Source organism: Calditrichota bacterium (genome assembly GCA_013152715.1).
GTDB lineage: Bacteria > Zhuqueibacterota > Zhuqueibacteria > Thermofontimicrobiales > Thermofontimicrobiaceae > 4484-87.
In genome coordinates this window covers 1-13,669 of record JAADFU010000187.1, presented here as the reverse complement: position 1 = coordinate 13,669, position 13,669 = coordinate 1, and the positions used below count along the sequence as shown (strand labels likewise).

13 protein-coding genes, 9 tRNA genes and 1 other RNA gene are annotated in these 13,669 nt (G+C 45.3%); all 23 read right to left on the bottom strand.

Annotation, left to right across the window (positions count from 1 at the left end; all coding sequences use genetic code 11):
• Positions 1-79: 79 nt before the first annotated feature.
• Entirely contained in the window at positions 80-1,288 is a 1,209-nt protein-coding gene (locus tag GXO74_14330) for a hypothetical protein (protein ID NOZ62836.1), read from the bottom strand.
• Positions 1,289-1,381: 93 nt separating this feature from the next.
• A complete protein-coding gene (locus tag GXO74_14325; protein ID NOZ62835.1) occupies positions 1,382-1,855 on the bottom strand; it encodes a phosphatidylglycerophosphatase A in 474 nt (157 codons plus the stop codon).
• A gap of 161 nt (positions 1,856-2,016) precedes the next feature.
• Positions 2,017-2,643, bottom strand: coding sequence for a CDP-diacylglycerol--glycerol-3-phosphate 3-phosphatidyltransferase (gene pgsA, locus GXO74_14320; protein NOZ62834.1), 627 nt, complete (start codon positions 2,641-2,643; stop codon positions 2,017-2,019).
• Between the two features lie 70 nt (positions 2,644-2,713).
• Positions 2,714-3,310 (bottom strand): recombination protein RecR, encoded by a 597-nt coding sequence (gene recR, locus GXO74_14315; protein NOZ62833.1) that lies wholly within the window; start codon positions 3,308-3,310, stop codon positions 2,714-2,716.
• Positions 3,311-3,398: 88 nt separating this feature from the next.
• Entirely contained in the window at positions 3,399-3,764 is a 366-nt protein-coding gene (locus GXO74_14310; protein NOZ62832.1) for a hypothetical protein, read from the bottom strand.
• 60 nt (positions 3,765-3,824) lie between these two features.
• Positions 3,825-4,169 (bottom strand): YbaB/EbfC family nucleoid-associated protein, encoded by a 345-nt coding sequence (locus GXO74_14305; GenBank protein NOZ62831.1) that lies wholly within the window; start codon positions 4,167-4,169, stop codon positions 3,825-3,827.
• A gap of 139 nt (positions 4,170-4,308) precedes the next feature.
• Positions 4,309-6,045 carry a DNA polymerase III subunit gamma/tau gene (gene dnaX, locus GXO74_14300; protein ID NOZ62830.1) on the bottom strand — a complete coding sequence of 579 codons (1,737 nt, stop codon included), beginning with the start codon at positions 6,043-6,045 and terminating at the stop codon, positions 4,309-4,311.
• Between the two features lie 99 nt (positions 6,046-6,144).
• An RNA gene (gene ffs / locus GXO74_14295) (signal recognition particle sRNA large type) lies at positions 6,145-6,410 on the bottom strand.
• Between the two features lie 5 nt (positions 6,411-6,415).
• Positions 6,416-6,488 (bottom strand) — tRNA-Ala (locus GXO74_14290).
• Between the two features lie 34 nt (positions 6,489-6,522).
• Positions 6,523-6,613: transfer RNA gene (locus tag GXO74_14285), tRNA-Ser, on the bottom strand.
• A 16-nt stretch (positions 6,614-6,629) separates the two neighbouring features.
• A tRNA-Ser gene (locus tag GXO74_14280) sits at positions 6,630-6,716 on the bottom strand.
• Between the two features lie 5 nt (positions 6,717-6,721).
• Positions 6,722-7,201 (bottom strand): tRNA adenosine(34) deaminase TadA, encoded by a 480-nt coding sequence (gene tadA, locus GXO74_14275; protein ID NOZ62829.1) that lies wholly within the window; start codon positions 7,199-7,201, stop codon positions 6,722-6,724.
• A 39-nt stretch (positions 7,202-7,240) separates the two neighbouring features.
• Positions 7,241-7,314 (bottom strand) — tRNA-Arg (locus GXO74_14270).
• A 168-nt stretch (positions 7,315-7,482) separates the two neighbouring features.
• Positions 7,483-7,555, bottom strand: a tRNA-Glu gene (locus GXO74_14265).
• Positions 7,556-7,568: 13 nt separating this feature from the next.
• The gene (locus tag GXO74_14260; protein ID NOZ62828.1) at positions 7,569-7,991 is read right to left on the bottom strand and encodes a hypothetical protein; all 423 of its coding nucleotides are present in this window, start codon (positions 7,989-7,991) and stop codon (positions 7,569-7,571) included.
• A 101-nt stretch (positions 7,992-8,092) separates the two neighbouring features.
• Positions 8,093-8,166 (bottom strand) — tRNA-Arg (locus GXO74_14255).
• A 168-nt stretch (positions 8,167-8,334) separates the two neighbouring features.
• A tRNA-Gln gene (locus tag GXO74_14250) sits at positions 8,335-8,405 on the bottom strand.
• A 6-nt stretch (positions 8,406-8,411) separates the two neighbouring features.
• On the bottom strand, positions 8,412-9,854 hold the full coding sequence (locus tag GXO74_14245; GenBank protein ID NOZ62827.1) for a glutamate--tRNA ligase: 1,443 nt from the start codon (positions 9,852-9,854) through the stop codon (positions 8,412-8,414).
• Positions 9,855-9,899: 45 nt separating this feature from the next.
• Positions 9,900-9,988 (bottom strand) — tRNA-Ser (locus GXO74_14240).
• A gap of 17 nt (positions 9,989-10,005) precedes the next feature.
• Positions 10,006-10,089 (bottom strand) — tRNA-Ser (locus tag GXO74_14235).
• A 60-nt stretch (positions 10,090-10,149) separates the two neighbouring features.
• Positions 10,150-11,307: a DUF362 domain-containing protein gene (locus tag GXO74_14230; protein ID NOZ62826.1), complete on the bottom strand. Its 1,158-nt coding sequence runs from the start codon at positions 11,305-11,307 to the stop codon at positions 10,150-10,152.
• A 15-nt stretch (positions 11,308-11,322) separates the two neighbouring features.
• On the bottom strand, positions 11,323-12,420 hold the full coding sequence (dprA, locus tag GXO74_14225) for a DNA-protecting protein DprA (GenBank protein NOZ62825.1): 1,098 nt from the start codon (positions 12,418-12,420) through the stop codon (positions 11,323-11,325).
• Positions 12,421-12,530: 110 nt separating this feature from the next.
• Positions 12,531-13,514: a GTPase ObgE gene (obgE, locus tag GXO74_14220; protein NOZ62824.1), complete on the bottom strand. Its 984-nt coding sequence runs from the start codon at positions 13,512-13,514 to the stop codon at positions 12,531-12,533.
• Positions 13,515-13,669 lie beyond the last annotated feature (155 nt).

The following is a 13,669-nucleotide window of genomic DNA, read 5'->3' as shown; positions in this document are numbered from 1 at the left end:
GGGCTCAACATCAATTTATCATTTTGAGAAATTGTAACTAAAAATATAAGACAATCCGCTAAAATTAGCAAGGAAATTTTTAATCTTTCACATATTGATAAAGAACACCGACGACCGATGTTACAAGCCTTCTCAGCGCAACCGTTGCCTTAATGGGATAAATTTCGTGTTTCTGAAGGATGTTTTTTCCATCAACTAAAATGATATTCGCTTCCAGCGATTCATTCCGCACAACGTGGAGAAACAGCACTAAATTCGCTTTTGTTTTTCGAGCTAATGTCTCGAAATTGTATTTTATCCCGGCTTCGTCAGTAAATGCCGTCGCCGCATCATTGGTTAAATCCAGTTCGAAAAAGCTTGTCATGTCGGAAATTTTTGAAAAAACAAATCCGGCAACATTAATTTCTTGGCCGCTGCTATTTTTTAACAGATTGGAAATTATCTTTCCTTCGGCGCCGATTTCGATGGTCGCAAGTTTGACATTTTTCCGCCGCAAGCTGTCAATGACGATTTTCTCCAGCGTGTCATTATCATAGCCCCAGATGAATTTTCCGGCTTTTTCACGAATGACATTTTCGACTGCAGAAATTTTCCTCTGACATTCCGCAACATCCGCGCCCAGGGCTGTTAACCGAACGTCTACTCTTCCCATTTGCGGCAAGAAGGCGATTTTGCACGCTTTTTCCAACTCTTCGACATTCCCGAGACCAGCAAACAACGTCGATTCCGGAATGCCGATGGTGTGAATTACGCGCTTCAAAATCACTTTTGTCTGCCGTTTTTTCAACACGGGCACGATGGAATCAGTGACGATTTGCTCCATTTCCACAGGCACGCCAGGCAATACAAAAAACAGCTTTTTTCCCTTCTCAAAGAGCAATGCCGGCGCCGTGCCGATCTCATTACCGACAATTTTGGCATTATCGGGAACGTAAGCCTGCTGCTCATTGCAGCGCGACATGGGCAAATTTCTCTGGCGAAACCGCTCACGCAGTTTCTGCAAAATTTTTTCATTGAAGACTAATTTGCCGTCAAAATAGCGGACAAAAACATTTTTCGTAATATCATCATGCGTGGGGCCAAGGCCGCCAGTAGTGATGATCACGTTAGCCCGATTTTCCGCTCGCTCCAAACTGCAAAAAATTTCATCTTCCACATCGCCAACGGTCGTGATCCAGCGAACTTCCACGCCGGCGTCCGACAATTTCCGTGCGATGAAAGATGCGTTGGTGTTGATCGTTTCTCCGCCGAGCAGCTCGTTGCCGATGGAGATAATTTCCGCTACCATTTTTTGCCTGCAAAATTTTACTGATAATTTTTGAACAGCAGAGTTCTTAAATTAGATTTCAATCCATATTTTTAGATTCAAACTTGCGCTAAGCTATCTCAAAAACAGCAGCGCGATTCTCAAAATAACATTTGCAATAATGCCGGCGACAACATCGTCCATCATGATGCCCCACCCGCCGGGCAATTTCTCAAACTGTTTGACGGGAAATGGTTTTAAAATATCAAAAATTCGGAATAAAATTAGCGCCGCCAAAACCCAGGGCCATTGCTTGCCCATACCGAACAGCGCAAACAGCACCCCGGCGACTTCATCCAGCACAATAATTCCCGGATCGTGGGCATTGCTATCGCCTGACTTTTGCTGAAATTCTTTTTCTGTGATCGAGGATAAACCTACGCCAATGAGAGTGATTGCAATTAACGCCAAAAACCAAACGAGACCGCCGCTGGGTAAAAAATACCAGTAAATAATCGTAGCGGCGATGGCGCCCATGGTGCCTGGCGCGAATGGCGAATGGCCGATACCGAAAAAAGTTGAGAAAACATGCGCCGCAAAAGCTTTCATTGAACATGCTCCTTTTAGTCGTTCTTTTCCATCCTGCCAGTCAATCTTCTTTATCGAGATTGCAGAGCAATGTGTTTCGTTGTATCAAATTAAAAAATTCTAATCTGAGTATTTGCCAACAGGCGATTTTATGTCTCAAAGTAATTTTCAAGTCCATTGAATTAAGATTGGGAGTCGGAAGGCACAAACAGTCGATAAAATGCTTTCAGGAGAGAGCTCAGGTGAGTCTTGTTGTAAAAAAAATATTTGACGCCGGTGTAGACAGTCAAAATGACGACAATAATCATCAATTTGTCGATAAACTCAACTTTTTTCAAATACTCGATCGCGGCAATCGTCATCCCTTTCTCTTTTGCAAATTCTTCAACCAGCAAAAAAGCGAACACCACGTACACCGCTCCCATCTGAAAAAAAGTTTTCACGCGTGCCAAATAGATTGTATTCACCGGATGCTTGCGAAACATGGCGTAAGAGCGCAAAATAGTGATGAGAAAATCCCGCAGGACAATCGTCACAACCACCCACAGCTTAACATAGTCCAGCACCGTGAAAGAGATAAAAGCGGCGGAAACAAGAATTTTGTCAGCAAGCGGGTCTAAAAATTTTCCCCAAATGGTCACATAGCCATATTTTTTCGCGATATAGCCATCGTACCAATCCGTCAAACTAGCTATCACATAAACAAAAAAAGAAGCCAGTTTGTAATAAAGCCCGTCATGGAACAAAAGATACACAAAAACCGGCGTGAGTATTATACGTAGAACAGTTAATCTTGTCGGTAAATTCATTCACTCTCCCTGCGCAGCAGACTCCGATTTACCACAATAAAATCGCACTAAACCAACTCATTTTTTATAATTAAAACATCGTTCGTCCTTCGATGGCTTTCAACAAAGTGATTGCATCCGCATATTCCAAATCCGTACCGACGGGAATTCCTCTGGCGATTCGGGAAATTTTTATGCCATACGGCTTGAGCAGTTTCGCCAGGTACAACGCGGTGGCTTCTCCTTCAGCGTTGGGATTTGTCGCTAAAATGACCTCTTTCACTTCGTTACTCATGCGCCGAAGAAGTTCCTTGATTCGCAGATCATCAGGGCCAATACCGTCCAGCGGGGAAAGACTGCCGCCAAGAACATGGTAAAGACCTTTGTAATCGCCGGTCTTTTCCAGCGCCGCCACATCATTCGCTTCCTCGACCACGCAAATAATGCTGCGATCACGATTTGTGTTCGTACAAATCGGACACGGATCGGTTTCCGTGATATTGAAACAAACGGAACAATAAATCGCTTTTTCTTTCACATCTTCTAACGCCTGAGCCAACGCATGAACCTCCTCTTTCGGGAGTTTCAGTAGATAAAAAACAATCCGCTGTGCGGACTTTCTACCGATTCCCGGAAGACGAGACAATTCATCAATTGCTCGCTGCAAGGATTTGGACAAATATGGCATTTTTTGCTTTTATTTTTGAAATAGCTTTTTTCTATTCAATTAGAATGTTTTAGCGGCTGCCAGAACAAATGCAAACTCCTTGATTTTCTCAATTCTGAGCAAGCCATTCTTTTGCTTCGTCAAAAGTGGCAAACATTTTCACTAAATGCCCTTGATTGACAAAAACTGTTTCCAGGAAATAAAAATCTAAAAAGCGATCTCCGACCACCAGCGCCCGCTTGTAAGTGTAATCAACGCCCATTTGTTTCGCTTTTTCGGGCATCTTGTAAACTTCAAGCGCGCCATCGGCAAGTTTGGCTTCCAGCAAATTGTTAATAATTCGCTTGCAACCATGTTTTTTTTCAATTTTCTCAACATCGGTTGCAATTTTTTCCAGCAACGGCAAATTGAACTCCCCCGCGACAGAGACCAAAATGCAATCGCATTCCTCATCATAAGTGACAGTGTACGACAATGGACGTCCTCCGGCTACAAACTTTTTGTTGCGGGCAAACCCTGAAAATTCATCCTTCTCTCAAGCGTTAAAACCTGGAATCTTCAAGCCTTCCGGCAAATTGTTCAGAACGCCGCCGGCGATTTTATTCATTTCTTCAGAGGCCAAATCGCTTGCCTTTTCCAGCGCCAAATTCACAGCCGCTACGATTAAATCCTCTAACATCTCCCTATCATTCGTTTCAAGTAATTCCGGCTCAATTTTGATGTCGATAATTTTCTGTCGACCGTTCGCAGTCACCTCGACCATGCCACCACCAGCCGAAGCCGTCACTCTTTGGGACGCCAATTCCTGCTTAATTCTATTCATTTCTTCCTGGACTTCCTGGAATTGTTTCAACATTCCCATGATCCCTAAATTTTTCATTGAAAAACTCCTTTTTAAAAACCAATCTTCGTCTTTCGTTACCGTATGCAAAAAAAATCGAAAAGGGGAAAAATAAAAATCCTTTAGCCACATAACTGCGTGGATAATTAATACTTTGACAGCTAGGCAAAGTTCCCGCTTATTTCACAACCTCCACATCGAAAGCCTCGTCAATGTCTTTGATCAAAGGTATTTTTTGTCCCAATTTTTGTAAATAATAATTCCCATTGTCGCCATTTCCGGTTTCTGGGATTTGCCGCTCCACTTTGACAAAGGTCAGATGAGCAGCAATGCCTAAAATCCTGGAAACGATGGCCTCCACTTCTTTGAGATGCTTTTCCAAATAAGCGGCATGAAAATCATTTTCCATTCCAAAAGCGATGGTCAAGGAGCCGTTTTCCCACCTAACCGGATCGCCTTCTGCCAAAAATGAGCCGAACGCTATTTTCTCATTCTGTACTTTGTCTAAAAAACCTTCCCAATTTTTTTTGATAAATTCAATATCAATATGTTCCGCCGAAGAATGCGCGCTCGGCGGATCAAGCGATTCCGAGTCGTCGCTTGCCTCCTGGTTCGAGTCGCCGGGAGATGCGGGAACGCGCTGGCTTCCCGTCTCGTTTTTTATGATGGGAATTTTTTTCTGAGTGATTGGTGCATTTCTGACGGGCGCGGCGCCTGTCGGCCGAATTGGCGAATTGTGCGCATTCTCCGCGGAAATAGCGCCCGGAGCCTGAAGAAAGCGCTCTTTCAAAGCATCAATTCCCTGAAGCAGCGCGTCAATGCGTTCCGTTTTATTGAGCTGTATCATCTTCATGGCAATCATTTCCATAAAAATGCGCGGATTCACCGCCCACTTGATTCCGTTTTGCGCATCGGCGACAATTTGCATGAGCTGCAATAGCTCAGTATCTTCAAATTGATCAATGATTTGTAAATACCGCTGTTTGAATGTCTCGGCCGTTTCAATCGATTCCACGGAATTGGTTGCTTTGACTAGTAAAATATTTCTGAAATGTTCAGCAAGGCCGTTCAGAAATTCACCCAATCCGTAGCCATTGAAAAAAACTTTTTCCACCAAATTCAATCCTGCGGAAATGTCCTGTTTGAGAATGGCATCAGTAAACTGGAAAAATAATTCCCAGTCAATAACGCCTAAAAGATCAACAATGGCGGACATGGTAATTTTATTGCCGCAAAACGAAATCGCCTGATCCAACAGGCTCTGACTATCCCGCATGCCGCCTTCCGCTTTTTTCGCAATCAGGAATAAGGCCTCGTCTTCAATCTCTATTTTCTCTTGCTGGCAAATATATTTCAGACGCTCGACGATTTCCTTCATGGAAATTCTTTTGAAATCAAACCGTTGACAGCGAGAAATGATTGTCGCCGGAAGCTTGTGAGGCTCCGTCGTGGCAAATATGAACATCACATTTTTCGGAGGCTCTTCCAGAGTTTTCAACAGCGCGTTGAATGCGGACTTGGATAGCATGTGCACTTCGTCGATGATATAGATTTTGTATTTGTCTTTTGTAGTCGTGTAGCTGAGTTGTTCCTGCAGGCGACGCACATCATCGACGCCAGTGTTGGAGGCGCCGTCGATTTCAAAAACCGTCAGACTTCTGCCCTCGGTGATCTCTACACAGCTATCGCATTGGTTGCAGGGGTTTTCTGAAATGCCTTGATCGCAATTGACCGCTTTTGCCAAAATTCGCGCCACAGTGGTTTTTCCGATGCCACGCGGGCCGGTGAAAAGATAGGCATTGGCGAGACGCTTTTCGCGTAACGCATTTTTCAGTGTTAGCACGACGTGTTTTTGGTTCACGACATCGTCAAAAGTCTGCGGTCGCCATTTGCGGGCTAACACTAAATAAGACATGCTGCCTCCTGAGATAGAAATAGGTGAGATTCAAGAGAAAATCGAAAGGGCAATTCGCTATTGTCCCCGTGCAAAAATATTGCCTGCGGAAAATAAAGGCTGTGCACCCCTCTTCGATCTCTCTTTTCAGACAACGAGCTTTAACAGCCAGCTCCCGCCAAGCAACCCTACGGCACACAAAGATCATGCTTACCGCTGCTACCTTCCGGTCCTGACGGGGTTCGGCACTACTTTGTTGCGCAGGACTTAACGATCAACGCCGCTTATTATCGCTTGCTATCCGACGAGCGGACCTCAGAGAGGAATTCGACCCTGCTGTAGCGGATTGCAGGTACAGGGCACCGCTAGCTCCCCGTCTAGCACAGCCGAGTGGAGCCGATGGGATTCGAACCCACGACCTGTACGTTGCGAACGTACCGCTCTCCCAACTGAGCTACGGCCCCGGTCACTTGAGAATTGTCAATAATAAAAACATAGCGGAGAGAGAGGGATTCGAACCCTCGGAGAAGCTTGTGGCCCCTCACACGATTTCCAATCGTGCCCCTTCGGCCAGCTCGGGCATCTCTCCATTTTTTTCAGAACAGCGGAGAGGGGGGGATTCGAACCCCCGTTCGCCATACAGCGAAAACGGTTTTCGAGACCGCCCCGATCAACCACTCCGGCACCTCTCCGGCGTTTATTCCAAGCTTACTTCCGCTGAACTATTTCGTAATTTCTTAAAAAAATCTTTAATAATCGCTTCGCATTTTTGAGCCAATATTCCGGGAGTAACGGTAATCTCCGAATTAAAGCCGTTCTCTGAAAGCACATCGCTTACCGTGCCGCAGGCGCCGATTCTCGAATCAGACGCGCCAAAAACCACTCGCGAAATTCGACTATTCACTACCGCGCCGGCGCACATGGGGCAAGGCTCCAGAGTGACGTACAGCGAAGCGCCGTCCAGCCGCCAGGTTCCTAAATAATTCGCCGCCGCCGTAATGGCAATCATTTCCGCGTGCGCCGTGGGATCCTGAAGCGATTCGATTAAATTGTGACCTCTGCCAATGATTTTGTTCTCAAAAACAATAACCGCTCCGACAGGTACTTCTTTTTTTCGGTAAGCTTTTTCCGCTTCTAAAAAAGCTTGCTCCATCCAATGCTCATGATCATAAATCATAGAAAATAACTGTCCGGCGGTTATTAGAATAAAAATTTGTACGCCCGGAGGGAATCGAACCCCCAACCTTTTGGTCCGTAGCCAAACGCTCTATCCAATTGAGCTACGGGCGCACGTCTATGTTTGTAGTTTCGAGTTTATTGTTTTGAGTTTCTTGCTTCAAGTCAACAACGTCCATCCAACAAAAACAAATGACCCGTGCCTAATGCCCACGGAAAACTCACAAATTTCTTTTCACTAGTCACAAGTAACCACTTACCATTCACCAAATAACCACTTTGTAGCGCGTACGGGAGTCGAACCCGTGCTACCGACGTGAGAGGCCGGCGTCCTAGACCACTAGACGAACGCGCCGTTATTTAAAATATTAGTTCTGTTTAGCTAATGCAAAAGAAATACTGCCTGTCAAATTAGATGCTGCAATAATAATACTTTTGGGAATATGTCCGGCAATGTTTGTCTTTGCATTAATCTTATTGCTATTTAATAATTCGCTAAATATTTGTACTGAATCAGAAGTAAATATTGTTATTTTGCCATTGCCACCGTGATAATTTGTCAAAATTAAGCTAATTACAAGAGAATCCGCATCAAACGTCAATGAGTCCATTCTATTAATTGAAAAATTATCAGCATTAAGCGTAAAAGCAAAAGCATCTAATGCGTTAGCAATTACTGGAACATTAGTAATTGTTTCATCATTAGAAAAACTGGTCGGATTCTCATTGCAACTTACTAAAAGCAATCCGACAACGACAATTATTAAAAAAAATGACATCGCATTTTTCATATTTCTTCTCCGGCAAATAGTTTTCATCCCCGTGAGTGGTTCCTTAATTTTTAATTGCTATAAAGTAGCTACACCTGGCAATCAATTACAGGACCACTTCGTACGCCCGAAGGGACTCGAACCCCCAACCCTCTGATCCGAAGTCAGATGCTCTATCCAATTGAGCTACGGGCGCTTTTTTAGTTTCGTGTTTTGAGTTCTGATTTCTTTTCTTCAAAGAAATAGCTTTTAGGTGACAAAAACACAAATGACCGCTGTCTAACCCAATTTACAAACAAATAATCACATTATCCCTGAAGCCAATCGCCACTTACCACTCACCAATAACCACTTACCAAATTAGCTGGGGAGCAGGGATTCGAACCCCGATTCTACGGTCCAGAGCCGCATGTCCTGCCATTGGACTACTCCCCAAGGAATTTACTTCTCTGAAATCAGACCAATCGCTTTTTTCATTCTCCGCAAAACAACTTCTTTTCCCAGCGCCGCCATCATCTCAAACAAACCGGGACTCGCCGCACTTCCCGTGAGAGCTACTCGAGTCGGGTGAATCAATTTTCCCGCTCCGACTCCCATTTCTTCCGCCAGACTCCGCACGGTCGTTTCAATTGAATCTTCGTCAAAAGACGTCAAATTTTCCAGCGCTTCAGTCAATTTGGTCATTCGCCCGAGCAAATTTTCGCCGCGCCAGTGTTTTTTAACGGCTTTCTCATCAAAGTGTTCCGGGTCGGAAAAAAAATATTTTCCCGCGCTCAAAAAATCAGTTAGTGTCTTCACCCGCGGTTTGAGCAGATCAATGACTTTTTCCAGATATGCTCTGTCAAAACTTGGCGTTAATTTTTCTTTTTCAAAAAGCGGAAGCAGCAAGTCAAGTAATTCGCCGCTTTCAGCTTTATTGATGTATTGCGCATTGAACCACTGCAAGCGGGTCTCGTCAAAAACGGCGCTGTTTTTATTAATTCCTTTTAAATCAAAAACCTGAATGAGCTCGTCTTTGCTCAAAATTTCCCGATCGTCTTTGGGCGACCAGCCCAGAAGCGCCAGATAATTAAACAACGCCTGCGGCAAATAGCCCTTTTCTTTATACTCGACCACAGAAGTCGCGCCGTGGCGCTTGCTCAGCCGCTTGCGGTCGCTGCCTAAGATCAGCGGCACATGCGCAAAAACAGGAATTTTCCAGCCCAGAGCCTGATAGAGCAACACCTGCTTCGGCGTGTTCGTCAAATGATCGTCGCCGCGAATGATGTGCGTGATTCCCAGGTCATGATCATCGACCACAACTGCCAGATGGTAAGTCGGCGCTTTGTCCGACCGTAAAATGATGAAATCATCAATTTCTTTATTGTCAAATGTCAAAGAACCACGAACTTCATCATTGAAATTCGTTTTTCCGGGCTCGGTTTTGAAACGAACGACAGCAGGGATTTTTTGTTCCAATTTTTCCTGTACTTCTTCCGGCGATAAATTCCGACAGTGGCCGTCGTAAAAATAAGCCGAACGATCTCCTTCGCGCTCTTTTCTGATTTTCTCCAATCTTTCCTGACTGCAAAAACAATAATAAGCGTGACCCGTATTCACAAGAATTTCTGCAATCCCACGATAACGGTCCAGATGATCGGACTGAAAAACAGGTTCTTCGTCCCAATCGATCCCCAACCAGCTCAAACCGTCCAAAATTGCATCGACCATTTTCTGGTCAGAACGCTTGACATCCGTGTCTTCGATGCGCAACAAAAATTGGCCCTGATTTTTTCTTGCAAAAAGCCAATTGAAAATTGCTGTGCGCGCTCCGCCAATATGGAGATAGCCAGTGGGACTGGGGGCAAATCGAACGCAAACACCGGAATTATTTTCAAATAACATTGATTGTCTGTCGTCTGTCCGTTTCATAGTTTCTTCTTTAAGAAGCGGAGAGGGAGGGATTCGAACCCTCGGTAGGCAATAATACCTACAACGGCTTAGCAGGCCGCCCCGTTCAGCCGCTCCGGCACCTCTCCGTTTAAAATAAATTCAGCGGAGGACGAGGGACTCGAACCCCCAAGGGCGTGAGCCCGGCGGTTTTCAAGACCGCTGCCTTACCAATTAGGTCTAGTCCTCCGTAAAATGAAATATACAAAATTTTATCTTTTCAGTCAATATTTTTTTTCAAGCATTTAGCTTATCTAAACTTCTTCGCTAACCAGCTTATATTCTGATCAATGGCATCAAAGGGGCAAACTTCATCGCAACAGAAACAACTGATGCATTTTTTGTAATCAATAATGGGGAATCCCTTTCTAGGCGTCATCGCCTGCACCGGGCAATTCGCAATGCAAATACCGCAGCGTTTACAACGATCCGAATCAGGTTTGGGTCTCACGTAGAGCAATTTTCCCAGGATTCTCACCAGTGAACTGGGCACATAATTCAAATAACGATTTGACGGCAAAGAAAAAGAAATATCCTGATTCATGGAAACATGATCGCCGCGAATTTCTATTTCAGAAAATTTTTTCTTTCCCAATCCCCGCTGATGCGCGATTTCAGTCGTCTCAATTTCTCCGTCCTCAAATCCCATCAACCGCGATGCCACTGAGTCCAACGCCACCGCATCTGTACTGGCAAAAAGCAGCCCCATTTTTTTGGGATTTCCGGCGGACGGGCCATTCCCTTCCATGGCGACAATGCCGTCCATAATGGAAAGATCAGGTTTGACCGCTGAAAAAACATCGACAACGATTTGCGCGAAATTGTGCGGTTTCGGCGCCTGTTTGTGATATTCGCTTTTACGGAATCCGGGGATGCAGCCAAAGTTATTTTTGATGGCGCCAGTGTACAAAACCAGATTGTGCGTTTTCATTTTGCACAGATTAATGACCACGTCCGCCTCGGCGACAACTCTGGCGATGAAATAAGAAGTGCCGTTGATATTTTTTTCAACAACCTCGTTTTTTTCAAAGCGCACCAGTTTCAAATCAAGGTCTCGCGCCACATCTTCCATGCCGGTATTTTTCCAGTATTCCTCGATGGGGCGGGTAATTCCTGCGGGGCTGTCTCCCAAAGTAATTTCTGCGCCGACTTCTTTGACAATTTTTGCGATAGCTCGTACCACAGCCGGGTGCGTTGTCGCCGCGCGATCCGGATTTTTTGCTGTCAATAAATTTGGCTTCAAATGAACCTTATCGCCCGGCTTGACGTACTGCTCGATTCCGCCAATGTCTTCGATCAATTGACGAATTGATTTCTCCACCAATTCCGGATCGTACGTTTCGCATCGTCTTACGGACACTACGCTTTTATCTGTTTCAACTCGATTTTTCGGTACTTCCCGCTGCAAATTTCTCCTTGATGATTAAATTCTCACAAAATATTTTCCCGGCAACTGTTTCACCAACGCCCTGAATTCAAGCGGTAATAAATCGGACAGCACCTCCGCCGTGCTCCGCCTCAATTGTAAAGCCAACTGATCAATGTGAACGGGCTCGTGACTCAGCGCGGAAAGAATTTTTTTATCCGCTGCTGTCAAATCCGCCGGAATTTCCGCGGTCTGTTTTTCTTTTTGTAGGACAGGCGCTAATTTTGCTTGCAGCTCCACCAAAATATCGTTCACAGAACTGGTCAACTTTGCACCTGCTTTGATGATCTGATTCGTGCCCGCGCTTTTCGGACTGTTGATATTGCCCGGCACGGCAAAGACTTCCCTATTCTGCTCAAGCGCCAAATTTGCCGTCAGCAGCGCGCCGCTTTTTACGCCGGCCTCCACGACGACCGTGCCCAGTGACATTCCCGAAATGATTCGATTCCGGCGTGGGAAATTTTGTGCATCAGGACCCGTGCCTAGCAAAAATTCCGAAATAACCGCGCCATGTTGGGAAATAGCGTCAGAAAGTGGCTTGTTTTCCGGCGGGTAAATTTTGTCCAAACCGGAACCCAGTACGGCGATTGTTCGCCCGCCGGCGCGAATCGCTGTCTGATGCGCAATCGTGTCAATTCCGCGCGCCATGCCGCTCACAATCGTGATGTTTTTCTGGACGAGCACGCGAACAAATTTTTCCGCGACAATTTTCCCGTACGAACTTGCCAAGCGCGTGCCGACCACACTAATGGCGTAATTATCGATTTTCTCGATTTTTCCTTTGACAAAAAGAAGCACTGGCGGATCGTAAATCTGTTTCAAAATCGGAGGGTACTCATCGTTCCAAAAAGAAATAATGCGGACGCCTAATTCTTTCGCGCGCTCAAGCTGCTTTTTCCCGATTTGAAAATTTTTGAATTTTTTGATTTGCCCGGCTGTTTTCAGGTCAATCGAATCAACTTCAGCCAATTCTTTTGCCGAGGCGTCCCAAATTTTTTCCACTGACTTAAACCGAGCCACTAACGCCCGCAGCCGGGTCTGTCCTACTCCGGGAACAGCGCTCAAATTTATCAATTGTTCAAGATCGATGTACATGGCAAAAGCTATTTTTGATTATAAAAATTTTTGACGACACATCACTTATATCGAATAGCGTATAAAACTGTTCCTTTAAAACAAAAAAAATCCGCGTGCTAATTTTTCATTCACTCTCGCTGCAGCAGTTCCCAAATCCGATCTTTCAATTCATCCAAACCGGATCCGGTGACCGAAGAAATCCTCACAATTGCCAGGTTCCATTTTTTAAATTTTTCCAAATCCAAATCATCATCAATTTGCAAATCCATTTTCGTCAGCACGAGCAAAGAAGGCTTCTCCGCCATCTTCGGATTGTACTCTTCCAATTCGTGGAGCAAAGAAAGGAACTCCGCAAAAATATCTTTCGTGTTGACATCAATCAAGTACGCCAGCACCCGCGTCCGCTCAATGTGACGCAGAAATTTCAGCCCCAAACCTTTTCCTTGGTGCGCGCCTTCGATGAGTCCTGGAATGTCCGCCATGACAAAACTTAAGTGTTCTTTGTAGCTGACAATTCCCAGATTCGGACTCAGCGTAGTGAACGGATAATCAGCGATCTTGGGCTTCGCTGCCGACAGCCGCGACAAAAGTGTGGATTTCCCAGCGTTGGGCAAACCGACCAATCCCACATCGGCGATCAGTTTCAATTCCAAAATAATTTCCCGCGTTTCACCGGGCTTGCCTTCTTCGGCGTAACGCGGCGTCCTTTTGGTCGGCGTGGCAAAGTGCATATTTCCGCGCCCGCCTTTACCGCCTTTCGCGATCACGGCCTGCTGTCCGTGATCCACCAGGTCCACTAAAACCTCGCCAGTTTCAGCATCCTTGACAATCGTGCCGCAGGGCACGCGAATGACGACATCCTCAGCGGATTTTCCTGTTTTTTGGGAGCCTGCGCCGTGTTTGCCGGATTTCGCCTTGAAAATTCGCCGATAACGAAAATCGAGCAGCGTCTGTAAATTGTGATCCGCGCGGACAACAACATCGCCGCCTTTTCCGCCATCGCCGCCGTCGGGCCCGCCTTTGGGAACAAATTTCTCCCGCCGAAAACTAACCACACCATGGCCGCCGTTACCGGCGATTACTTTTATTTTTGCTTCATCAATAAACACAATTTCTCCGAAATAATTTGAAAATATTATACGATAAAAATCGGATTTAAGCAAGGAAAATTTTTGTGATGTGGGTCTTAAAATTTATTTTGTGCTGTGGCAACGAACAAGAACGAACAAAAACGATCTGTTTTTTTGCTTATTTTGTATGATTAAAA